Origin of the sequence: Halomonas sp. C22, assembly GCF_007655045.1 — a bacterium.
In the GTDB taxonomy this organism is placed as follows: Bacteria; Pseudomonadota; Gammaproteobacteria; order Pseudomonadales; family Halomonadaceae; genus Vreelandella; species Vreelandella hamiltonii.
In genome coordinates, this window is sequence record NZ_VBVC01000003.1 from 1 (window position 1) to 22191 (window position 22191).

20 protein-coding genes, 7 tRNA genes and 1 pseudogene are annotated in these 22191 nt (G+C 60.8%); 11 read left to right on the forward strand and 17 right to left on the reverse strand.

The features are described 5' to 3' along the window. Window positions 1–138 (forward strand): annotated as a pseudogene (locus tag FEU76_RS06645) (ISL3 family transposase); the annotation flags it as partial. Window positions 139–328: 190 nt separating this feature from the next. Here FEU76_RS06645 and FEU76_RS06655 read toward each other — a convergent pair. The 6 genes from FEU76_RS06655 to FEU76_RS06680 all read right to left on the reverse strand — a co-directional run bounded on the left by FEU76_RS06655 (window position 329) and on the right by FEU76_RS06680 (window position 4248). Beyond that, window positions 329–416, reverse strand: a tRNA-Ser gene (locus tag FEU76_RS06655). A 108-nt stretch (window positions 417–524) separates the two neighbouring features. Continuing rightward, complete coding sequence (locus FEU76_RS06660; protein WP_144981566.1) at window positions 525–1031, reverse strand: YiiD C-terminal domain-containing protein; 507 nt, start codon at window positions 1029–1031, stop codon at window positions 525–527. A gap of 25 nt (window positions 1032–1056) precedes the next feature. Next, complete coding sequence (locus FEU76_RS06665) at window positions 1057–1617, reverse strand: nitroreductase family protein (protein ID WP_144981569.1); 561 nt, start codon at window positions 1615–1617, stop codon at window positions 1057–1059. 26 nt (window positions 1618–1643) lie between these two features. Then, the gene (gene queF / locus FEU76_RS06670; protein ID WP_039181225.1) at window positions 1644–2477 is read right to left on the reverse strand and encodes an NADPH-dependent 7-cyano-7-deazaguanine reductase QueF; all 834 of its coding nucleotides are present in this window, start codon (window positions 2475–2477) and stop codon (window positions 1644–1646) included. 38 nt (window positions 2478–2515) lie between these two features. Beyond that, window positions 2516–3289, reverse strand: a complete 774-nt coding sequence (locus tag FEU76_RS06675) for an ABC transporter permease (RefSeq protein ID WP_016914465.1) — start codon at window positions 3287–3289, stop codon at window positions 2516–2518. Then, window positions 3286–4248: an ABC transporter ATP-binding protein gene (locus FEU76_RS06680; protein WP_016914466.1), complete on the reverse strand. Its 963-nt coding sequence runs from the start codon at window positions 4246–4248 to the stop codon at window positions 3286–3288. The genes FEU76_RS06675 and FEU76_RS06680 overlap by 4 nt, the downstream gene beginning before the upstream one ends. A gap of 270 nt (window positions 4249–4518) precedes the next feature. Here FEU76_RS06680 and FEU76_RS06685 point away from each other — a divergent pair, with 270 nt between their 5' ends. After that, window positions 4519–6147 carry a methyl-accepting chemotaxis protein gene (locus tag FEU76_RS06685; RefSeq protein ID WP_052196457.1) on the forward strand — a complete coding sequence of 543 codons (1629 nt, stop codon included), beginning with the start codon at window positions 4519–4521 and terminating at the stop codon, window positions 6145–6147. 185 nt (window positions 6148–6332) lie between these two features. Here FEU76_RS06685 and FEU76_RS06690 read toward each other — a convergent pair. The 6 genes from FEU76_RS06690 to FEU76_RS06715 form a co-directional block, all read right to left on the reverse strand. Further along, window positions 6333–6407 (reverse strand) — tRNA-Gly (locus FEU76_RS06690). A 74-nt stretch (window positions 6408–6481) separates the two neighbouring features. Then, a tRNA-Glu gene (locus FEU76_RS06695) sits at window positions 6482–6557 on the reverse strand. A 19-nt stretch (window positions 6558–6576) separates the two neighbouring features. Next, window positions 6577–6651: transfer RNA gene (locus FEU76_RS06700), tRNA-Gly, on the reverse strand. Window positions 6652–6673: 22 nt separating this feature from the next. Further along, window positions 6674–6749 (reverse strand) — tRNA-Glu (locus FEU76_RS06705). Between the two features lie 34 nt (window positions 6750–6783). Continuing rightward, window positions 6784–6858 (reverse strand) — tRNA-Gly (locus FEU76_RS06710). A gap of 25 nt (window positions 6859–6883) precedes the next feature. Next, a tRNA-Glu gene (locus FEU76_RS06715) sits at window positions 6884–6959 on the reverse strand. 308 nt (window positions 6960–7267) lie between these two features. On the opposite strand from FEU76_RS06715, the gene FEU76_RS06720 reads away from it, so the two are divergent. The 8 genes from FEU76_RS06720 (at window position 7268) to htpX (ending at window position 15775) form a co-directional block, all read left to right on the forward strand. Next, window positions 7268–8371 (forward strand): TRAP transporter substrate-binding protein, encoded by a 1104-nt coding sequence (locus tag FEU76_RS06720; protein WP_016914467.1) that lies wholly within the window; start codon window positions 7268–7270, stop codon window positions 8369–8371. Between the two features lies 1 nt (window position 8372). Beyond that, window positions 8373–8882, forward strand: a complete 510-nt coding sequence (locus FEU76_RS06725) for a TRAP transporter small permease subunit (RefSeq protein WP_026001778.1) — start codon at window positions 8373–8375, stop codon at window positions 8880–8882. A gap of 3 nt (window positions 8883–8885) precedes the next feature. Further along, window positions 8886–10211, forward strand: a complete 1326-nt coding sequence (locus FEU76_RS06730) for a TRAP transporter large permease (RefSeq protein WP_039176169.1) — start codon at window positions 8886–8888, stop codon at window positions 10209–10211. A 40-nt stretch (window positions 10212–10251) separates the two neighbouring features. After that, window positions 10252–11838, forward strand: coding sequence for a gamma-glutamyltransferase family protein (locus FEU76_RS06735; protein ID WP_144981572.1), 1587 nt, complete (start codon window positions 10252–10254; stop codon window positions 11836–11838). Window positions 11839–11987: 149 nt separating this feature from the next. Next, on the forward strand, window positions 11988–12386 hold the full coding sequence (gene msrB, locus FEU76_RS06740; RefSeq protein WP_016914471.1) for a peptide-methionine (R)-S-oxide reductase MsrB: 399 nt from the start codon (window positions 11988–11990) through the stop codon (window positions 12384–12386). Between the two features lie 94 nt (window positions 12387–12480). Further along, window positions 12481–13440, forward strand: coding sequence for a ribosome biogenesis GTPase YlqF (gene ylqF, locus FEU76_RS06745; protein ID WP_081137518.1), 960 nt, complete (start codon window positions 12481–12483; stop codon window positions 13438–13440). 55 nt (window positions 13441–13495) lie between these two features. Beyond that, complete coding sequence (locus FEU76_RS06750; RefSeq protein ID WP_144981575.1) at window positions 13496–14743, forward strand: pyridoxal phosphate-dependent aminotransferase; 1248 nt, start codon at window positions 13496–13498, stop codon at window positions 14741–14743. A 126-nt stretch (window positions 14744–14869) separates the two neighbouring features. After that, the gene (htpX, locus tag FEU76_RS06755) at window positions 14870–15775 is read left to right on the forward strand and encodes a protease HtpX (RefSeq protein WP_039176182.1); all 906 of its coding nucleotides are present in this window, start codon (window positions 14870–14872) and stop codon (window positions 15773–15775) included. 72 nt (window positions 15776–15847) lie between these two features. On the opposite strand, the gene FEU76_RS06760 is transcribed toward htpX, so the two are convergent. The 3 genes from FEU76_RS06760 to pdxB all read right to left on the reverse strand — a co-directional run bounded on the left by FEU76_RS06760 (window position 15848) and on the right by pdxB (window position 19134). Further along, window positions 15848–16810, reverse strand: a complete 963-nt coding sequence (locus tag FEU76_RS06760; RefSeq protein ID WP_144981578.1) for a GGDEF domain-containing protein — start codon at window positions 16808–16810, stop codon at window positions 15848–15850. Beyond that, window positions 16811–17890 (reverse strand): cobalamin-independent methionine synthase II family protein, encoded by a 1080-nt coding sequence (locus FEU76_RS06765; protein WP_144981581.1) that lies wholly within the window; start codon window positions 17888–17890, stop codon window positions 16811–16813. It lies immediately after the preceding gene. A 98-nt stretch (window positions 17891–17988) separates the two neighbouring features. Continuing rightward, window positions 17989–19134, reverse strand: a complete 1146-nt coding sequence (gene pdxB / locus FEU76_RS06770; protein WP_144981584.1) for a 4-phosphoerythronate dehydrogenase PdxB — start codon at window positions 19132–19134, stop codon at window positions 17989–17991. 84 nt (window positions 19135–19218) lie between these two features. Here pdxB and FEU76_RS06775 point away from each other — a divergent pair, with 84 nt between their 5' ends. Then, on the forward strand, window positions 19219–19500 hold the full coding sequence (locus FEU76_RS06775) for a hypothetical protein (protein ID WP_039176935.1): 282 nt from the start codon (window positions 19219–19221) through the stop codon (window positions 19498–19500). Between the two features lie 6 nt (window positions 19501–19506). On the opposite strand, the gene FEU76_RS06780 is transcribed toward FEU76_RS06775, so the two are convergent. Next, window positions 19507–19842 (reverse strand): glutaredoxin family protein, encoded by a 336-nt coding sequence (locus FEU76_RS06780; protein WP_144981587.1) that lies wholly within the window; start codon window positions 19840–19842, stop codon window positions 19507–19509. Further along, window positions 19835–22045 carry a bifunctional 23S rRNA (guanine(2069)-N(7))-methyltransferase RlmK/23S rRNA (guanine(2445)-N(2))-methyltransferase RlmL gene (gene rlmKL / locus FEU76_RS06785; RefSeq protein ID WP_144981590.1) on the reverse strand — a complete coding sequence of 737 codons (2211 nt, stop codon included), beginning with the start codon at window positions 22043–22045 and terminating at the stop codon, window positions 19835–19837. Before rlmKL ends, FEU76_RS06780 begins: the two co-directional genes overlap by 8 nt. Window positions 22046–22191 lie beyond the last annotated feature (146 nt).

The window sequence follows — 22191 nt, forward strand, 5'->3', positions numbered from 1 at the left end:
CGAATGCTCTACACCACGAAGCACAAGAAGAAGGCACCGACTGCGAAGGTCTCTCCTTTCTACAAGAAAACCATCGGTTACGGACTGCCGGACGTCGCAGAGGAACTCAACTACGGAGTCGATCTATCAACCATCTGAGGGTGGTATCAGATTGATGGGGTGAAGGTGCCCCATCAACCATTAAATCCGTATACCCGAAGAGATTTAGCGTCCAGAGAAGCTTGATACCGTTCAGTAAGAGCCAAAACCAAAGTATGGGCTGTAGTATGGGCTAAGTAAATTACAAACACAAAAAAGCCGCTGAAATCAGCGGCTTAATCTATATTCTTGGCGGAGAGGGAGGGATTCGAACCCTCGAAGCCTTTCGACTTACACACTTTCCAGGCGTGCTCCTTCGACCACTCGGACACCTCTCCACATTGTGTGCTCTGCTGCAGGGCGTTGCCTTTCTCAACAGAACGGCGCATATACTATGCGTTAAGCTGTGAAATAGCAAGCCTTTTTCACGTCAGGGCTTTTTCACATCAAGGGCTGGGCAGCACGGCATAGCGGCTGCTGGCTTCCAGACATAGCGTGTCGCCGCAGTAGAGCTGCTGGCTGAGCGCGATGCTGCCTTTGCCGCGTTCGTGCAGCCGTTCTGCCAGCGTTGCAGGGCCGTCGCTGCTGCTGGGCGTACAGATGAGGTGGTAGTCGCCGGTCACCGGGGCAACGAAGCGCTGGTTGGCCTCCGCCACGACCACGTCTTGTGCCCTTCCCTGCTGGCGCAGCCACAGGGTCACCCAGCACCATCCTTGCAGGGTGGCTTGTGCCGCCAGGGCACCGCCGAAGCCGGTGCCTTTATCATTGAGGTTAGGCGCCAGTGCCAGGTGCCAGGTCAACGCGTCGTTGGCGTGGCTCACGTCACTGATGCCCAAGGCTGCCACCATGGGAATCGCCTCGCCCAGCCAGCGGTGGAAGGCGTGCAGGTCTTCCTTGCCCTCTGGCAGCGGTAGACGCGGGTGCGGTAGGCCTGGCTGGCGTGACGGGCTCATGGGGGGCTCCTCGGCGGTTAAGCGCTCAATCCCAACGTTCGACGAAATCGGCGGCGTTATGCTCGGGCACCGGCTTGTGACGACCAGCCAGGCTGCCCAGGTAGATGAACGCGACTACTTCATCCTCCTTGTCCAGCCCCATTCCCTTGCGTACCACCGGGTCGAAGGCATACTTGCCGCTGCGCCACATGGCGCCCAAGTCCAGGGCGTGTGCGGCCAACAGAACCCCGTGGGCAGCACAGCCCGCTGAAATGACCTGTTCGACCTTGGGCACCTTGGCAATATCTGGCGTCACCTTGGCAATCACGGCGATCACCATGGGCGCGCGCAGGGGCTTTTTGCGGGCAGCGTTCAGGGTGTCATCGCTGGCGTGCGGGTCTTCCTGGAACTCCGCTTCGGCGAACAGTTCTCCCAGGCGCTCGCGCCCTTCTCCGACGAACTCGATAAATCGCCACGGGCGTAACTCCTTGTGGTCGGGGGCACGCAGGGCGGCGCGGTAGATGGCGCTGAGCTGTTCCGGGCTGGGGGCAGGCTCGGTGAGCTTGCCCATGGAGCTACGTTCGTGCAGCAGCGTAAGAGCGTCCATTGGTGTCTCCTTGTCCTGGGTCGGTATCACTGGCGCGCCAGGCGTAGCGGGCTGGGCGGCGCCATGCCCGGCGTGGCACGCCAGGGGCTGATGTCCAGCCCACCACGGCGCACGTAACGCGCCAGCACCAGCAGTGATTCTGGCTGGGCGTACTGCATGAGATCCGTGAAGATATGCTCGACGCAGTGCTCGTGAAAATCCTGATGCTGGCGGTAGCCAATCAGGTAGCGCAGCAGCCCTTCGCGGTCGAGGCGCGGGCCTTTATAGCGAATCAGCACGCTCCCCCAGTCGGGCTGCCCGGTCACAGGGCAGTTCGATTTGAGCAGATGCGAATGCAGCGTCTCTTCCACGATATCATCGTGGGTGGTCAGGTGCTCGGCGCTGGGGGTGTAGTGGCTGACCTCGATATCCAGGTCGTCCAGGCACTCCCCCGGCAAGCGTCGCGGGGCCAGCGCTTCGTCATCCACCGGCAACAGCTCGACGCTGACCGGGGCACCCGCCGCACCGCTCAGGTCGCGCACCAGGATGGCTTCCACCTCGGCCTGGCTGGCAAAGCGCGTCTGGTTGAGACTGTTGAGGTAGAGCTTCCAGGATTTGGACTCGATCAACTGCGGCGAGCTTGCCGGCAGCCGAAAGCGCGCCACCGCCACCACCGGCTTGCCGCGTCCATTCAGCCAGGAGACTTCGAAGGCGTGCCACTCGTCTTCACCCACGAAGGGCAACGCGCTTTCTTCGATCCCTAGCGGCGCGCGATTGGCCGCCCGAGGAATGGGGTACAGCAGTGCCGCATCGTACTGCTCGGGGTAGGCAGAATCGCGCCCCAGCGGCGCGTGTTCCAGAGTATCAGGGCGGTGTGCCATGCAAAACGTCTCCATCAAACCAGGGGCCCTTGGGGCACTTAACTGCGAATACCTTTGCCACGCTCCAGCATGGTCAGCGCCACCATGAACAGCACCACGATGAACGCCATGATCGCCGTCAGCGCCCAGCCGACGGGAATGTCAGACACCCCCAGAAAGCCATAGCGGAAGACGTTGACCATGTACAGAATCGGGTTGAGCATCGAGACGCCCTGCCAGAAGTCCGGCAGCATCGAAATCGAGTAGAACACGCCGCCCAGGTAGGTCAGCGGGGTCAGGATGAACGTCGGCACGATGGAAATGTCATCGAACTTGTTCGCCAGCAGGGCATTGATGAAGCCACCTATGGAGAACAGCGCCGAGGTCAGCACCACGACCAGTATCGTGAGCAGCGGATGCTCCACCGTCAAGCGGGTGAAGAACAGCGATACCAGCGTCACGATGAGCCCAACGCCCAGGCCTCGGGCCATGCCGCCCAGAATGAAGCCAGAAAGAATCACGCTATTGGGCATGGGCGAGACCATCATCTCTTCCACCGAGCGCTGAAACTTGTTGGAAAAGAAGCTGGAGGCCACGTTGGAGTAGCTGTTGGTGATCACCGACATCATGATCAACCCGGGCACGATGAAATCCATATAGCTGAAGCCATCCATCTCACCAATGCGCGAGCCGATCAGGCTGCCGAAAATGATGAAGTACATGGCCATGGTGATCGACGGTGGCAGCAGGGTTTGCGGCCAGATACGGGTAAACCGCTTGATCTCCTTGAGCACCAGTGTCCACAGCGCGACCAGGGTTTGTGTGGCATTCATGCGTTGGCCTCCTGCTGCTCACGTTGATCCAGAGCCGCCTGGCTGCTCTCTACCATGGAAACGAACATCTCTTCCAGACGATTGGCGCGGTTGCGCATGGAAACCACTTGAATGCCCTGCTCACTGAGCGATGAGAACACGTCGTTCAGCTGCTGGCCTCGGTGAATGGCCACCGAAAGCTGAGAGGGCTCCACCTGGTGGACCTCGAAACCCGGCACCTGCGGCGCTTGCGCGACGGGAGCCGCCAGGTCCAGCAGGAAGGTTTCCGTATCCAGCTCGGCCAGCAGCTCGCGCACGCTGGTGTTACGCACGATCTCGCCGTGATTGATGATGGCGATATTGCGGCACAGGCTTTCGGCTTCTTCCAGATAGTGGGTCGTCAGAATGATCGTCGTGCCTTCGTCGCGGTTGATGCGCCGCATGTACTCCCACATGCTGCGACGCAGCTCGATATCCACCCCTGCCGTGGGCTCATCGAGAATCAGCAGCTTGGGGCGATGCATCAGCGCACGCGCAATCATCAGGCGGCGCTTCATGCCGCCGGAGAGCATCCGCGCGCTGCCGTTGCGTTTTTCCCACAACCCCAGGTCGGTCAGCAGCTGCTGGGCACGGGGCAGCGCTTCACTACGCCGCATGCCGTAATAGCCCGCCTGGGCCAATACGATATCCAGCACTTTCTCGAACTGGTTGAAGTTGAACTCCTGCGGCACCACGCCCAACTGGTACTTGGCTTTGGCAAAATCCTTGTCGATGTCGATACCAAAAATCGACACCTTGCCCGCGGTTTTCTGCACCAGGGAACATACCACGCCCAGAGTGGTGGATTTACCTGCCCCATTGGGGCCCAGCAGCGCAAAGAAGTCGCCCTGCTGAACGTCCAGATCAATCCCTTTTAACGCTTGAAAGCCGTTGCCGTACACCTTGGTAAGGCCACGGATCGACAATGCCGGTTCGGCCATGAACATGTCCTGTCAGCAAAATGAGAGCTTATGAAGCTAGATGGGAAGATATCGGGGCGAACGCATATTTTTTCAAGCTAACGAACTCGATGCCCTCACGGCGAGCCAGATGACTGTTTTACAAAGGTTAAGGCTACATTAGGCGACACTTTGCCACGCTATTGCAGCAGAACCCAGGCAATTAATACTTTAGTATGACGCGCGCACCGGGCGCTGCGTCAGCACCGGTGCCAAGGGAACAATCGAACATAACAGAGAGCTTGCCTGATAATGAGCACTGCCATTACCTCTTCCAGCGTTGCGCCGCCATCGACGGAGCACGCGACGACCTCACCTGCGCGCCATCGACTCTCCACGCTGCCCCTGCGTCGTCAGCGCCTGATCGGCGTCGGCGTACTGTGGCTGATCCTGGCCGTCATGATCGCCATCAATGCCTGGCAAAGCCGTAACTTGCTCTATAGCGAACGCGAACAGCGCATGGTGACGGCAGTCGACATCGGCATTTCCACGCTGCAACACTACCACCACCTGGCCGAGCAAGGTCAGCTGTCCGTTCCCGATGCCCAGCGCCTCGCCTTCAACATGCTGCGCGACATACGCTTTGGCGAAGATGACAACTACCTCTTCGCCTTCAACGGCAGCCTGCGTATGCTTGCTCATCCGCGCAGAGAAGTAGGCGAAGACATCTCTCAGGTGAGCGACCCCGAAGGCACGCTGATTTTCCAGAGCATGCTGGATAACACACGGGCCAATGGCAGCGGCTTCACCGAATATTACTCCAACTTCGCGCGCGGCAACGATGGCAGCCCGCTAGTACGCACTTACTCCGAAGCTTTTGCACCTTGGGATGTGTACGTGGCCAGTGGCGTCTTTGTAGGTGACGTCAACAGCACCATCGTCAGCCAACTCATTGAAACCATCGTGGTGGGCATTGTGGCCGGTGCGCTGGTGACCCTGGCTTTCTGGGGCATGATAACGCTGATCCTGCGCCGCCTGGGCGGGGAGCCCAACTACGCCGCTGGCGTGGTGTCATGCATTGCCCAGGGCGATCTGACCGCCCCCGTGGTCCTGCATGCCAACGACACCAGTAGCCTGCTCTACGACATCCGCTCAATGCGCGACAAGCTGCGTGAAGCCATGATCGACATCTACACCACCAGCGAGGCGGTGGATGGCAATGCCGGTGATATTGCTGCGGGCAACCAGGAGCTGTCATCACGCACCGAGCAGCAGGCCGCCGCCCTTCAGCAGACCTCATCCAGCATGGAAGAAGTCACGGCGACCGTTCGCCAAACCGCCGACAGCGTGGCACAGGCCAAAGAGCTGGTACGCAGCGCAGGCGAAACCTCGCAGGCAGGCCAGCAGGCCATCGGCAATGCCGTCAACTCGATGCAGGAGATCAGCGCCGAGGCTGACAAGATCACCGATATCGTCACACTGATCGACAGCATTGCCTTCCAGACCAATATTCTGGCGCTCAACGCCTCGGTGGAAGCGGCCCGCGCCGGCGAACATGGCCGCGGTTTTGCCGTCGTGGCCGGTGAAGTTCGCCAACTGGCCAACCGCTCCGCCACGGCCGCCCACGAGATCAAAGGGCTGATCAACGCTTCCAACGCCCAGGTCAGCAACGGCGCCGGGCTGGTCGATACGGCCAAACAACGGATGCAGGACATCGACCTGCAAATTCAGAAGGTCAACGACCTGTTCGAGGAGATCACCGCCGCCACCTACGAGCAGACCCGCGGTATCGAACAGATCAACGTGGCCATCGCCCAGCTAGACCAGGCCACCCAGGACAATGCCTCGATGGTGCAGCAGACCGCCACCTCTGCCCAGGACCTCAAACAGCGCTCACAGTCGCTCAACAGCGTGGTCGGCCACTTCACTCTGGTGGATTGAACCACTTGGCCCGGGCGCATGCGCCCGGGCATTCCGCTTACTCTCTTCCGAACGGCGCCCACGACAAAGCGCTGCTCAAGGCAGTTATCGAACGGACAACAGAAACGAAGAGGATCTGGCAAAGCAGAATCAGAAAAAACGATGGAAAAGCAAAGACGAAGACACAGGAGGGAGGACCGTTGAACTGGAGCGGGAAAGGAGATTCGAACTCCCGACCCTCGCCTTGGCAAGGCGATGCTCTACCACTGAGCTATTCCCGCAACATGAACGGCATTACTTATGGAAACCGGTTACAGCAACCGATGACGACAACCAAGTGTCAGCGTCATGCGAGTGGCGTCCCATAGGGGGTTCGAACCCCTGTTCCCGCCGTGAAAGGGCGGTGTCCTGGACCACTAGACGAATGGGACACATGTACACGCAGACGACTGGAGCGGGAAAGGAGATTCGAACTCCCGACCCTCGCCTTGGCAAGGCGATGCTCTACCACTGAGCTATTCCCGCTTGATGTCGCTAAAAATCGGATTGGCGTCCCATAGGGGGTTCGAACCCCTGTTCCCGCCGTGAAAGGGCGGTGTCCTAGACCACTAGACGAATGGGACGTATAAACACGTATGATTCATTACATACGCGTTATGGAGCGGGAAAGGAGATTCGAACTCCCGACCCTCGCCTTGGCAAGGCGATGCTCTACCACTGAGCTATTCCCGCAACTCCGATGACCTAAACGATACGATGGCGTCCCATAGGGGGTTCGAACCCCTGTTCCCGCCGTGAAAGGGCGGTGTCCTGGACCACTAGACGAATGGGACGTTTCATTGCCTCGTCGAGGTGGCGCGTATATTAATCAGCGCACCTCTTACTGTCAAGCCCTCTGATATCGAAACGTTTTATGCCTGCGCAACGAAGGTGCCTGACGGCAATAACCTGCGCGATAACGGTGCACGAAACTTGCCCATGCACACCACGCCACCCGTTCAGCGCATCCTACAAAGCCCTAAAAATCTTTTATTTAAAATAAAATCGATTTTTTGGCATATCCCTTGCTTTGTACACAGCGTCCCTCGGCGATTGGTGCTCCCCTACCACTGCCGTCTTTCCTTACTGCATGAGGTGCTGTATGTCCTTTACCCGTCGCAAGTTTCTTACCAGCGCTGCTCTGACATCCACTGCGGGGCTGGTGTTGGGCGCCCCTTCCTTGGCCAAGGCGCAGTCGAGCGAACAGTTCAACTGGCGAATGACCAATGCCTACAGCCCAGGCTCTCCGTTCTATGTAGAAGGGCCCGGCAGCCCGCGGGACGTGATTGCCAAGATCAACGCCATGTCGGGCGGACGGCTCAATATTCAGCACTTTGCAGCAGGAGAACTGATCCCGGCCTTCGAAGGCTTCGAGGCCGTGCAGAGCGGCACCATCGAAATGAACGCCGCCAACAGCTACTTCTGGTCGGGCACCACGTTCGCCGCACAATACTTCACCACCGTGCCCTTCGGCATGAGCTTCATGGGCCATATGGCCTGGCTGTATCACGGCGGTGGCCTGGAGCTATGGGAAGAAGTGTATGAGCCTTACGGCATGATCGCCCTGCCGTTGAACAATACAGGCGTGCAGATGACCGGCTGGTTCCGTGAGCCCATCGAGGACATCGGCCAGTTGAACGGGCTGCGCATGCGTATTCCGGGCCTGGCCGGGAAAGTCTATGCCGCGCTGGGGGTCGATGCCCGTGTACTGCCCGGCGGTGAAATCTTCCCGGCGCTGGAGCGGGGCGTCATCGATGCAGCAGAGTTCGTGGGCCCTTACCAGGATCGCCGTATGGGGCTGCAAAATGCCGCGAAGTTTTATCACACCACCGGCTGGCACGAGCCTGCCACCACCGGTGAGCTGCTGATTTCCAAACAGCATTGGGATGCCCTGCCCGACGACCTCAAGATGATCGTGAAAAGTGCCTGCATGGCGGCGTGTCTGGAAAGCGTCACCTGGTCGGAAGCCGTCAACGGCGAGGCCATGGCCGACCTGGTGGACAACCACGGCGTTACCGCAAGCCCCCTGCCAGCCCCGGTGGTCGAAGCGCTGCGTGAAGCCACGATGGATACCCTGGCCACCGAAGCCAACGCCGACCCGCTGGTACGCAAGGTCCACGACAGCTACATGGCCTTCAAGGCCAACCATGACCGCTGGGCAGGCCCCAGCGAACGCGCCTGGTTAAACGACATCATCGGGGTGTGATATGCAAGCCGTGGAACGTCTTGTCCACGGAATCGAGGCGGTGGTCCGGCTGTTTGGCTTGATCGCTGCCTGGATTTGCGTGGTGCTGGTTGCCCTGGTCGCGGGCGATGTGGTCATGCGCTACCTGTTCAGCATTGGCGCCGTCTGGCTCCAGGAGCTGCAGTGGCACTTGATTTCCCCCATCGCCCTGTTCGGCATGTCGTACCTGCTGTTCGTGGGCGAACAGGTGCGGGTGGATGTGTTTTACGAGCGCTTCCCGGTCGCGGTACAGCGCACCATCGAAGTGATTGGCGGCCTGCTGCTATTGGTCATGGGGCTCTACATCGCCTGGCTGACCCTGCCCTGGGTAGAGCAGTCATATCTGCGTAACGAAACCTCACCCAACCCAGGCGGCCTGCCCTTCCGCTGGCTGCTCAAATCGCTCATCCCTCTGGGGTTTCTTCTGTTGGCACTGCAAGGCCTGGCCCACGCACTGCGCCAGGGGTTGGCCCTTCCAAGCCGAGGTGAATAACGCATGTCTCCTAATGAGTGGCTAGCGATCGGCATGATCGTCGCCTTTTTCGTACTGCTGCTGATCGGTATTCCTGTGGCCATCAGCATCGCCGTCACGGCCTTCGTGTTTGGCTACCTGGGGTTTGGCCCCATGCTGTTCAACCTGCTGCCCTCGCGCATCTACGGCGTGGTCACCAACTACACCTTCATGGCCATCCCCCTATTCGTGTTCATGGGGGTCATGCTGGAGAAGTCGAAGCTGGCCGAAGAGCTGATCGACGTGGTCGGTCACCTGTTCGGGGGACTCTCCGGCGGCATGGGGGTGGCCATCATCTTCGTGGGCGTACTGCTGGGCGCTGCCACGGGCATCGTCGGGGCGACCATCGTCACGCTGGGCCTGTTGACACTCCCCACCCTGCTGCGCCGTGGCTACCCGAAAACCCTGGCCACCGGCATGATTTGTGCGTCGGGCACGCTGGGGCAAATCATCCCCCCGAGCCTGGTGCTGATTCTGCTGGCGGAGATCCTCGGTGAATCCGTAGGCACCATGTTTGCGGCGGCCATGGTGCCGGGGCTGGCCCTGGCCGGGATCTATATTCTGGCGATTCTGGTGCTGGCCAGACTCTACCCCAACATGATGCCCCCCATTCCCGCCGAAGAGCGCGCGCTGCTCAGCAAAAAGCAGCTATTGTTCAAGGTGGCTACCGTGGTGGGGCCGCCGGTGGGGCTGGTGTTTGCCGTGCTGGGTTCGATCATCGGCGGGATTGCCGCCCCCACCGAAGCCGCTGCCATGGGGGCACTCGGGGCGCTGGTCTTCGTCGCGTGCTCTGGGCGGCTCACGGTGGCTCTGCTGAGCGAGGTCGCCAAGGCCACGCTGGTCATTTCTGCCATGGTCTTCTTCATTCTGATCAGCGCTCAGGTCTTTGGCCTGGCCTTCCGTGGGCTGGGTGGCGAGCATCTCGTGGGCCGCATGTTCGACTGGGTCCCCGGGGGCGAGCTCGGCGCGCTGCTGTTCATGCTGCTGCTGATGTTCGTGCTTGGCTTCTTCCTGGAATGGATAGAAATTACCTATATTGCCCTGCCGCTGTTTTTGCCCTTCTTCGTACAAATGGGCATCGATATGGTATGGCTGGGCATTCTGGTGGGCCTGGTGTTGCAAACCTCGTTTCTCACGCCACCGTTTGGCTGGTCGCTGTTTTTCCTCAAGGGCGTGGCCCCCAAGGAGGTTTCGACCCTCGATATCTACAAAGGCGCGCTGCCCTTCATTGGCCTGCAATTCCTGGCCGTGGCGCTGGTCTTCGCCTTCCCGGCCATTGCCACCTGGCTACCCGACGCCATTGGCTGGTAGCCCTTGATAACAGTAGCCCTTAATAACAAAGGATAACGTCATGCTTCATACACAACGTAGTTACGGCGGCAGCTGTGTTGCCCCCCACCACCTGGCCGCCAGTGCCGGTCGCGATGTGCTCAAACAAGGCGGCAATGCGGTAGAAGCCATGGTGGCCGCCGCAGCGGCCATCGCCGTGGTCTACCCGCACATGAACGCGCTGGGTGGCGACGGTTTCTGGCTGATTCACGAACCAGGCAAGCCGCCCATTGCCATCGATGCCTGCGGGCCAGCCGCCGCGCTGGCCAGCGCCGATTTTTACGCTGGCGAATCACACATCCCGGAACGTGGTCCCCAGGCAGCCCTGACCATGGCGGGCACCATTGGCGGTTGGCAGGAAGCACTCAACGTGGCCGCCCAGTGGGGCACGGCGCTACCACTGACGACCCTGCTGGCCGATGCCATTCGCCATGCCGACGACGGCGTGGCGGTTTCTCAAAGCCAGGAGGCGCTGACCGCCAAGCACCTTGCCCGGCTCGGCCAAAGCCCCGGCTTCAACGAAGCCTTCCTGCTCGACGGCAAGGTCCCCCGGGAAGGCGAGCGGCTGCGCCAGCCGCGCCTGGCTCGTACCCTCGAACGCCTGGCCAGTGCAGGGCTGGATGACTTCTACCGTGGCGAACTGGCCGCCAGCATGGCCCAGGACCTGGCCGCGCTGGGCAGCCCGCTGCGGCTGGAGGATTTCCACGCCTATCGCGCCCAGCAGGTCACGCCGCTGCAGGTACAGCTGCAGGACGCGACACTCTACAACCTGCCCGCCCCGACCCAGGGCATGGCCTCGCTGATGATTCTCGGCATCTACGAACGCCTCAAGGCTGCCGAGCCCAACGGCTTCGAGCATCTGCACGGCTTGATCGAGGCCACCAAACGCGCCTTCATGCTGCGCGATAGCCACGTAACCGACCCCCAGCGGGTGCCTGCCCCCCTGCAGTCGCTGCTAAGCGCCGAGCGCCTGGCCGAAGAAGCTGCCGCCATTGACCCGGCCAGCGCCCTGCCCTGGCCCCATGAGCCCGCGCCGGGCGACACCATCTGGATGGGCACCGTGGATAGCCAGGGCCGCTCGGTGAGCTTCATTCAGAGCATCTACTGGGAGTTCGGCAGTGGCGTCGTGCTGCCGGAAAGCGGCGTGCTCTGGCAAAACCGAGGCATCAGTTTTTCACTCGACCCCAATCATCTGCGCGGCCTGGCCCCGGGGCGCAAGCCATTTCACACCCTCAATCCGGCACTGGCCCTGTTCGAAGACGGGCGCACCATGGTGTACGGCACCATGGGCGGCGAAGGCCAGCCACAAACCCAGGCTGCGGTGTTCTCCCGCTACGCACTACATGGCATGCCACTGCAGCAGGCGGTCACCGCGCCACGCTGGCTATTGGGGCGCACCTGGGGCGAGACCAGCACCAACTTGAAGCTGGAAGCGCGTTTCGACGATGCCCTGGTGACCGCCCTCGCCACGGCGGGCCACGATGTAGAAGTACTGCCCGAGGCCTTCAGCGACACCATGGGCCATGCCGGTGGCATCGTACGCCACCCGGATGGCCTGATCGAAAGCGCCCATGACCCCCGCAGCAACGGCGGCGCCGCCAGCGTTTAGGCCCGGCACTGGCGCTATCGCCCACTTTCGCACATGCTGAACCTGAGCAGGGCTACCGTTGTCACTGGCATAGCGTCAGGCACAACGGTGGTATCCTGCCTGCCCAATAAGCCTCTGCTTATCAGCAACCGGAGGGAGAGGAGAGCCCCATGGCGAAAATAGCGAAATCCCCTGAAGAGTGGCGCCAACAGTTGACCCCGGAGCAGTACCGCGTCGCCCGGGAGAAGGGTACCGAGCGTCCGTTTACCGGTGACTATCAAGTGAGCGATGCCCAGGGCATCTACCACTGCGTCTGCTGTCATGCGCCGCTGTTCGAGAACGAACACAAGTTCGATGCAGGCTGTGGCTGGCCAAGTTTCGACAGGCCACTGGGCATCCGCTGCGTGGAAGAGCATCGCGATACTTCCCACGGCATGATTCGCACCGAAGTAGTGTGTTCCCACTGCGATGCCCACCTGGGACACGTGTTTCCCGACGGCCCCCCGCAAACGACGGGCCTGCGCTACTGCATCAACTCGGTCTCTTTGGAGTTTCACCCCGACGAATAATTGATCCCAAACGAAGCGCAGCAAGGCGGGCACCATCTGTTAGAATGGCGGCCCGCTTTTTTATGCCGAATGTTAGTGCTTGCAGGAGATCCCCATGCTCGGCTGGTTCCCAGGACATATGAACAAGGCCCGCCGCCAGATCAAGGACGCGCTGCCGGAAATCGACGTCGTGATCGAAGTGCTCGATGCGCGGCTCCCCTACTCCAGCGCCAACCCGATGCTGGCCGAGCTGACCCGCCACAAGCCGGTCCTCAAGATTCTGTCGCGTGCCGACCTGGCCGACCCTGCGCGTACCGACGAGTGGGTCGCGTTTTTCGATGCCCAAGCCGACACACGGGCGCTGGCCATCACCACCACCAACACCCGGGAACTGAAGCGCATTCCCCGGCTTTGCCATGAGCTGGCCGGTGCGGTGCGTGCCGACCGTGATGTTCGTGTGATGGTCATGGGGATTCCCAACGTCGGCAAGTCGACGCTGATCAACGGCCTGGCAGGACGCAAGATCGCCAAGACCGGTAACGAGCCCGCCGTGACCAAGCGCCAGCAAAAGGTACGCATCGATGGCCGCGTGGCACTGATCGATACGCCTGGTGTGCTGTGGCCCAAAATCGAGGATCAGGCCAGTGCTTACCGGCTGGCGGCCAGCGGTGCCATTCGCGACACGGCCATCGAGTATACCGATGTGGCCATGGTGGCCTGTGCCGAACTCGCCAAACGCTACCCCGACGCGCTGACGGCCCGCTACAAGCTCAAGGCGCTGCCCCGCTATGAAGCCCCTGCCACCCCTCAGGCAGAGGTCGATGCCGATGGCCCCCAGAAGCCCGACTTTATGGCCATTGCCGGGTTCGATGGCCACGCCATCCTCACCGAAATTGCCAGCAAGCGCGGTGGTTTGCGCCCTGGCGGCGCCGTGGACCTGCACCGGGGCGCCGAAGTGCTGCTGCATGAACTGCGCGACGGCAAGGTGGGCAGGCTAACGCTGGAAACCCCCGAGGACATTCCACCGCCCGTGGAGCAAATCGACCAAGACAGCTCGCCATCAAGCAACGCATAATGGGCGAATAATCAGTCACTCCCACGGCAATGGACACTTTTGGATAACGCACCCCATGGACACCGCGCAGCCTAACGAATCACACACGCTCAAGAAGTCCCATAAACTGCACAATGTCTGCTACGACATTCGCGGCCCGGTTCTCGACCATGCCAAGCGCCTGGAAGAGGAAGGCCAGCGGATTCTCAAGCTGAACATTGGCAATCCGGCCCCCTTTGGCTTCGAGGCACCGGAAGAGATTCTCCAGGACGTCATGCGCAACCTGCCCACCGCCCAGGGCTACTGTGATTCGAAAGGGCTCTACTCTGCGCGCAAGGCCATCATGCAGGAGTGCCAGCGCAAGCAGATCCCCGGCGTCGGTATCGAGGATATCTATATCGGCAACGGCGTGTCCGAGCTGATCGTCATGGCCATGCAGGCGCTGCTCAACGATGGCGATGAAGTACTGATCCCGGCCCCGGACTACCCGCTCTGGACCGCCGCTGCCCACCTGTCGGGCGGCCACGGCGTTCACTATCTGTGTGACGAGCAGGCCGACTGGGCACCGGACATGGCCGACATTCGTGCCAAGGTCACCAGCCGTACCCGGGCCATCGTGATCATCAACCCCAACAACCCCACCGGGGCGGTGTACTCTCCGGAAGTGGTGCGGGAAGCCCTCGAGATCGCCAGACAGCACAACCTGGTGGTGTTCTCCGACGAGATCTACGACAAGATTCTCTACGACGGGGTCGAGCACACCGCCACGGGCGCGCTGGCCGACGACGATCAACTGGTCATCACCATGAACGGGCTTTCCAAGAGCTACCGCTGCGCTGGCTTTCGCTCCGGCTGGATGACCATTTCCGGCACGCTGGCCAAACAGCGGGCCAAGGACTTCATTCAGGGCCTGACCATGCTGGCCTCCATGCGGCTGTGCGCCAACGTACCTGCCCAGCACGCGATTCAAACGGCGCTGGGCGGCTACCAATCCATCAATGACCTGATCCTGCCTGGCGGGCGACTGCTGGCGCAGCGGGACATCACCATCGAGAAGCTCAACGCCATTCCCGGTGTCTCCTGCGTGACACCCAAAGGGGCGCTCTACGCGTTTCCGCGCCTGGACCCCAAGGTCTTCAATATCAAGGATGACCAGCAGCTGGTGCTGGACCTGTTATTGCAAGAAAAGATCCTGCTGGTGCAAGGCACGGCCTTCAACTGGCCAGACCCGGACCACGTGCGCATCGTGACGCTGCCCTGGGCCGACCAGCTGGGCGACGCGCTGGATCGCTTTGCCAATTTCCTGTCACGCTATCGGCAGTAGTTATTTCAGTCTTCATGTCCGTCGCTACAGCATTAAAAACAGCTACTTGAAACTGTAGCGACAGGCACGCATCTAAGCCATATTCCAGCAAGACCCCGTTATAAACCTGAAGGGAGAAACCCACCCATGATGCGAATTATGCTGTTTCTGGCGACCAACCTCGCCGTCGTACTGGTGGCCAGCTTTACGCTGCGCCTGTTCGGCGTCGAGGGCTATCTGCGCAGCCAGGGAATCAACTTCACTGGCCTGCTGCTGTTCTGCTTCATCGTCGGCATGGCGGGCTCGATCATCTCGCTGTTCATGTCCAAATGGCTGGCCAAGCGCTCCACGGGCACGGTGATCATCGAAACGCCCTCGAATGCCACCGAAAAGTGGCTGGTGGACACCGTGGCCGAGCTTTCCCGTGAAGCCGGGATCAAGACCCCCGAAGTGGGCATTTTCCCGGCCCAGCAGTCCAATGCGTTTGCTACCGGCTGGAACAAGAACGACTCGCTGGTAGCCGTCTCGGCGGGCCTGCTCAACCGCATGCGCCCCGAAGAGGTCCGCGCGGTACTGGCCCACGAGATTGGCCACGTGGCCAACGGTGACATGGTCACCCTGGCGCTGATCCAGGGCGTGGTGAACACCTTCGTGATGTTCTTTGCCCGTGCCGTCGCCCACCTGATCGACACCTTCCTGAAAAGCCGCAGCGACGGTGAAGGCGGTCTGGGCTTCATGGGTTATTTTGCCGTGGTCATGATTGCCGAGATCGTGTTTGGCATCATTGCGTCGGCCATCGTGGCGTGGTTCTCGCGCTACCGCGAATACCGCGCCGACGAAGCGGGTGCACGCCTGGCGGGCACCGGCGCCATGGTCAACGCCCTGGCACGCCTGAAGGCCGAAACCGAAATGCCCGACCAGATGCCCGACCAGATGCGCGCCATGGCCATCACCAAAGGCCAGACCCGCTCGCTGATGGAGCGCATGTTCGCCAGCCACCCACCGCTGGACGACCGCATTCGCGCCCTGAAAGAAGCCGCCTACCGTCAGTGATGTTGCTAGCCACGCCGGTTTCTTAGCACCACGGCGACCTTGATACGCAAGTCTCAAGGTCGCCGTAACGTTTCAGACCCATCTCTGATTCGGAAATACTGCGTTGTCAGAAAGCGACGCACGCACACATCCCCTGCCCGCCGCCTTGGCTGCGTAAAGCTGCTGATCTGCGGCACGTACCAGCATCGATGAAGGATGATCCTTCAAAGAAAGCGCCGTAGCGACCCCCAGGCTAATGGTGACCACTGGAGCAACCAGCGATTTTTTATGCTCCATGGCCAGCGCCCTGACGGCCAACTCGAGCTCGACGGCCTTGCGCGTCGCCTCGGCCAGATCAGTGCCCGGCAGCAAACAGGTAAACTCTTCCCCCCCGTAGCGGGCGACCAGGCCATCCGGCCGAGTCAAGTTCGCCGCCAATGTTGCTGCGATGACTTTGAGACATTCGTCTCCACTGGGATGTCCATAGAAATCGTTGTAGTGCTTGAAGAAGTCTATATCGATGAAGATCATCGACATCGGCAAGCTTCCCTGTCGGCAGCGCTGCCATTCGATATCCAGCAATGTATTGAAGTAACGCCGATTGGCCACTCCAGTCAGCTCATCTTTGAGCGCCAGCTCATGAAGGCGCAGGGTTTCCTGCTCACGGCGCTTGATGATCGCTGCAGAGATCCTGAGCGCCGTAGAGCGTAAAAGCTCGGCGCTTTCATCGAGCATCGCCGGATGAAGAGGGGGCGAGCCTTGCATATCATGAGCCACGCGAAAGACATGGCCACTGCCCCCCAGGCTTTGAGTGACCAAAAGCCGACGACGGTGATTGATATACTCGAACGGCGGCGGTGGCGCACCGTCTAACGCCCAGGTGAGATCCAGGGCTCGCTCAGGCAGCAGGCAAGCATTGTAAATATCGCGCGCGCTGGCGCCCTTGCCTAGCACCTTGACGGCATCGCCAAACTCTTCGATAAACCCTGAGTTCCAGTCGATCAAGCGACCATGGGCATCAAAAACGGCGACGCTTTGGGATAACGAGCCCCCCATTCAAGCCATCCGTGGGGACGTCAGTTGCTCTCGTGCCATGGCCGTTCCCTCCACGCGTGCACGAATTTTGGCGTAAGCCGTTTCACGGGAGGTGGACACATCGTCGCAAAATGGTGAGAAACCGCAGTCGTCAGTGGTGCCAAGCTGCTCAAGGGGAATGAAACGTGCGGCCTGAAGGACCCGTTCGCACACCTCTTCCGGCGTTTCGATACGCGGATGATTGACGTCGATGACACCAATGAAGGCGCGTTGCCAAGGCTTCAAATAGCGCGCGACAATCTTGAGCGCGCGTTCCGGGTTGGACTCTCCGGCCATCGCAATATAAAAGTTGCCGGCCTTGAGTTCGAAAAGGCTTGGCAAAAGCTCGGCATAATCCACATCGGCGCTATGTGTGCAGTCCTGATCGGCCCCGGGGCAGGTATGAACACCGATGCGCTGGCGTTCGTCCTTGGAGAACCTCTCCAGTACGCGGTTATTGAGTTCGATGAAACTGCTCAATACGCTCCCACTGGGATCGAGTTTGAGTGCCAATCGCCCTTCGGTGAAGTCGATCTGCACCTTTTGTGCACCCACATCGAAACAGCCTCGAATCTCCTTTTCCTGCTCATCGATCAGATCGTTCAGAAACGTTTCGCGGTCGTAGCCTTCGAGTTCGTTGACGGGATACATGAGACTCAGCGCCGAGGCTGAAATAATGGCCTGCTTCATGGGCAAGCTCGTGAGCGGCATGCTCAGCGAAAGCGTGTCAGCAGCAGACAAGGCATAGCGAAATGGCCCAGCCGTCAAACGGGGCAAACGCCGTACATGACCGTCGCTGAAGGGGATTTCGAGGCCATCCGGCGCGAAGTTCTTCCCGCCCTCTACCGAATAGGTTGCGAAACTATGGGATTTACGTTGTTCGCCGTCGGTGATGATAGGAGAGCCTGTCGCCTCGAGTTCTCTGATCGTTTGCTGGATGGCTTCGTAATAAAACGCCTCCATGGTGGGCTTGTCGATGTCGCCAGCGTCAAAGCGCCGCTGCGCTTCCATCAGCTTCTCTGAACGGGGAATACTGCCAATGGATTCTGTAGGTAGTATCATTATTGCCCCCTAGCGTCACTGCGTTTATGTGCCTTCTCGGTAAATATAGTTCGCTTTAGCCAGTGTAAAGAGACATGCATAGCCCCACCAGTAGGTTTTTATTCTAACATTACGCTAAATCCCGCCCCTCTCAGCAGGCTCTCGAGGGGTTGCGCCTGCCCCGACAGCCGAACCGTCAGCGAGGCGAACTCACGCCGTAACGGGTAGTTCGCCCGACAATCGTCGAAGCCTTTAGCCGTGCCGAAAAGATGCGTCTTGCGAACGAGCGTGTCGTGGTCACGACGAATGTCGTACACCGCGCGAATACACAGTTCAAGGGCCTCTTCAGGTGTCAAAGGGGCTTGTAGCGTCAGCGAGGCAAGCGCTGGTGGTGGGCAGATATCGGCGAATGCAGGCCCAGCAGCCATATTGAAATGTTTGGCCAGCGCCTGCTGAATCATCCAGGTGCCGCGCAGCTTGCCGTCCAGGCTATGGCCGGCAATGTGCGGGGTTGCCAGGGCCACCAGATCCCTCAGGCCGGCATCGATGCCCGGCTCGTCTTCCCACACATCGAGAATGGCGGTGATGTCGCCCTTGCCTGCCAGGCGGCTGCGCAGTGCCAGCCCATCGATGCAGTCCCCGCGCCCGGCGTTGACCAGCACCGTTTGCGGGGCCAGTTCCTGGAGCCGCTCGGCGCTCAACAAATGGTACGTCGCGTGGGGGCCGTGCTTGACCAGCGGCGTATGCAGGCAAATGACATCGCATTGCTCGATCAGGGTATCCAGGTCCACGAAGCCCTCAGGGCCTTCCTGCTCGGCGCGGGGCGGGTCACATACCAGCACTTCCATGCCCAGCGCGCTCAGCCGCGTCAGCAAGCGGCTGCCGACGTTACCGGCCCCGACGACTCCCACACGGCGCGACAGCAGCGGCCACCCTTCCCGCTCGCTCACGGTCAACAGGCTGCTGAGCACATAGTCCACCACAGCGTCGGCATTGCAGCCAGGCGCACTGGCAAACCCGATGCCCTGGGCTGAGAGGTAGTTCAAGTCGATATGATCGGTGCCGATGGTGCAGGTGCCGACGAAAGCAACACGGCTGTTGGCCAGCAAGGCCTCATCGACCCGGGTGATGGAGCGCACGATGAGCGCGTCGGCATCGGCCACGTCGGCTGCGCGAATCTCGCGCCCGGGCAGGCGGTGCAAGGTGCCCAGCCCGCCAAAGCACGCGTCGGCGGCGGGGATGTTGGCATCGATGACAAGTTTCATAGGCGTTTTGATTTCCGGGCTTTACAATACGCCCGCAACGGCTTGCTGTGCAGGCGTGAACATGATGGCGTTAAGGAGATGGGTGTGATCGTACGCTGGGAAACCGACCATGACTATGTGTTGGTGCACATTCACCAGGATATGTTCGGCGACTGGATTTTCAGCCGCGCCTGGGGGCAGATCGGCACCCAGTTTGGCGGGCTGAAACATCAGTTGGCCGACACCTTGGCGCAGGCACAGATGTGGCTGGAGGACGAGTCCACCATCCAGACCTCGCGAGGCTTTCGCAAGGTACTGGAAGCCGCCGACCACACCCCCGAAGGCCAAGAGGCCATGCGCCAGCTGTCGCTGCTGGACGTGCTGTAGGCACGCCTACCCCAGAAACCGACGCCCATTACGCTGGTGCGCCCCCACTGGGGGCGTCGGGGCTGGCGGGTTGGTCAGGGTCGCCAGCGCCGCTTCGTCCAGCCAGCCTCGCTGCTCCAGCCATTGGCTCAGCCGCGCCAGGTCGAAGCCCCGGTCCAGCTCTTCGCCCTGCTCATCCAGCAACACCGGTATACGCACGCCGTAGCGCTCGACCAGCGCGTCGTCTTCGCTGATTTCGATGCGCCGCAAGTCCACTGGCTGGTTGGCCAGGGTGGTCACCAGCGCTTCGAGTTGAGCGCACAGGTGGCAGCCCAGAGTGGTGTAGATGGAGAGTTTAATCATCGGCTCGGCTCTTGATCAAAAAGACGTGATGCAGGTTGGTACGACGCTGGAAATCCGGGTCGAAGGTGCGCGCGGTGATCTCCTCCACTGCGTAGCGCTGCACCAGCGCATCGTCCAGCTTGAAACGCCGCTGGTTATTCGAGAACACCAGCACGCCACCCGGCGCCAGGCGCGCCATGGCCAGCTCGACCAGCCTTGGGTGATCCCGCTGGATATCCAGCGTATCGCGCATCTTCTTGGAGTTCGAGAACGTCGGCGGGTCCATGAAGATCAGGTCGAAATCGGCATTGGCCGTTTCCAGCCAGCGGAAGCAGTCGTCCCTGACCACCCGGTGCCGCCGGTGATCCAGCTGGTTCAGGCTGAAGTTGTCTCTGGCCCACTCCAGGTAGGTGTTGGACATGTCGACGCTGACGCTGTCGCTGGCCCCGCCTAGCGCCGCCTGTACGGTAGCCGTGGCCGTGTAGCAGAACAGGTTCAGGAAGCGCTTGCCGCTGGCCATGTCGCCCAGCATACGCCGCACGGGGCGGTGGTCGAGAAACAGCCCGGTGTCCAGGTAGTCGCGCAGGTTGACCCACAGCCGCGCACTCCCCTCACGCACTTCGAAACGCTCACCGCTGGCATCGCGCTTCTGGTACTGGGCGGCGCCGGTTTGCCGCTCACGACGCTTCACATAAATCTTGCTGGGGTCCACGTCCAGCGCCTCAGGCAGCACTTCCAGCGCGTCGAACAGCCGCTTTTGTGCCTGAGCAGGGTTCACGGAGCCCGGCGCGGCATACTCCTGCACGTGAACGCGATCGCCATAGCGGTCGATGGCCAGCGCATACTCCGGCATATCGGCATCGTAGAGGCGATAGCAGGTTTCACCGCTCTGCTTGAGCCACTTTTTCAGGCGTTTCTGATTCTTTGCCAAGCGATTGGCAAACATCTGGGCATTTTCCGACACCGCTGGCTTGGCAGGCCGTTCCGGCGCCAGGGCCTCTGTCGTGGCGGAATCGCTGGGCACGGCAGACTCCCTGGCTGCGCCGATCTGCATCATCAGCAGCTTGGCATCCAGCGCACCATTCTTCAGCGCATACTGCTTATGGGCGCGCAGCCCCAGGCGATGCCCCAGGTCGGGATTGCCGGTGAACAGCGCCAGCATCCAGCCGGGGAACAACGCCTTGGCCTTTTCCCCAAGCTGGGCATAGAGCCTGACCAGTTCCGGCAATTCGCCCAAACGCTCGCCGTAGGGCGGGTTGGTGATCAACAGGCCCTGCTCTGCGGTGAGGTCGACGGGGCGAGTGAGCTGAGCCAGACTTTGGCCATGCAGGCTGATCAGCGCAGGAATGCCCGCGCGCATAGCGTTCGACTTGGCGGCACTCAGCGCTGCAGGGCTTTGGTCAAAGCCGATCAGTGGGTTCCTGCAGCGCTTGCGGCCAATCGACGCCCGCGCTTCGGCTTCGCGCTTGAGCTCACTCCAGAGCGCAGGCTCATGCCCCGCCCAGCCATGAAAGCCGAAACGCTCACGGTTGAGGTTGGGGGCCTGGTCGGCGGCCATCAATGCGGCCTCGATCAGCAGGGTGCCAGCCCCGCACAAAGGGTCCAGCAAAGGCTCGCCAGCCTTGGCGCGCTCGGGCCAGCCTGCACGTACCAGCAAGGCAGCGGCCAGGTTCTCCTTGAGCGGCGCATGCCCGACGTCACGCCGGTAGCCGCGCCGATGAAGGCTCTCGCCGGAGAGGTCGATACCCAGGCTCAGGTTGGCGCGATGCAGGTGCGCATAAAGGCGCAGGTCTGGCGTTTTGGTATCCACATTGGGGCGCTCCTGCCCCGAGAGCTGCAGCGAGTCCACCACCCCGTCCTTGACGGTTTGCGCGCCAAACCGGGTGTGGCGAATGTGCTCGCTACGGCCATGAAAATCCACCGCCAGGGTGCGTCCTGGTGCAAGATGCTGACGCCAGGCAATGCGTGCTACCACATCGCGCACCTGCTCGGCGGTCTCGATCATGCTTTCCCGGGCCAGCAGCAGAATGACGCGGTTGGCTAGTCGCGACCACAGGCAGACCCGATAGGCGGTGGCCTGGTCGGCAGTGAAATAGACACCGGCCACGGTGGTTTTACCAGGCTCGGCGCCCAGCGCTTGCAGCTCGTCTGCCAGCAGGCCTTCGATGCCTTTGGGGCAGGTGGCCAGCAGATTCAAAGAGGGTGTTTGGCTCAGCTCGGTCATGTTCTTCGCCGCGCGTCACCGCGCGATATTCCTGTATATGTCAAATGAGTTTACGTCTTATGACAATTTGATGGTCGACAAGTGACCCCATGATGGTCTATCAATAAAAGGGTAGCTACTAAAAACGCATGCGTTGCTTGTCTGGG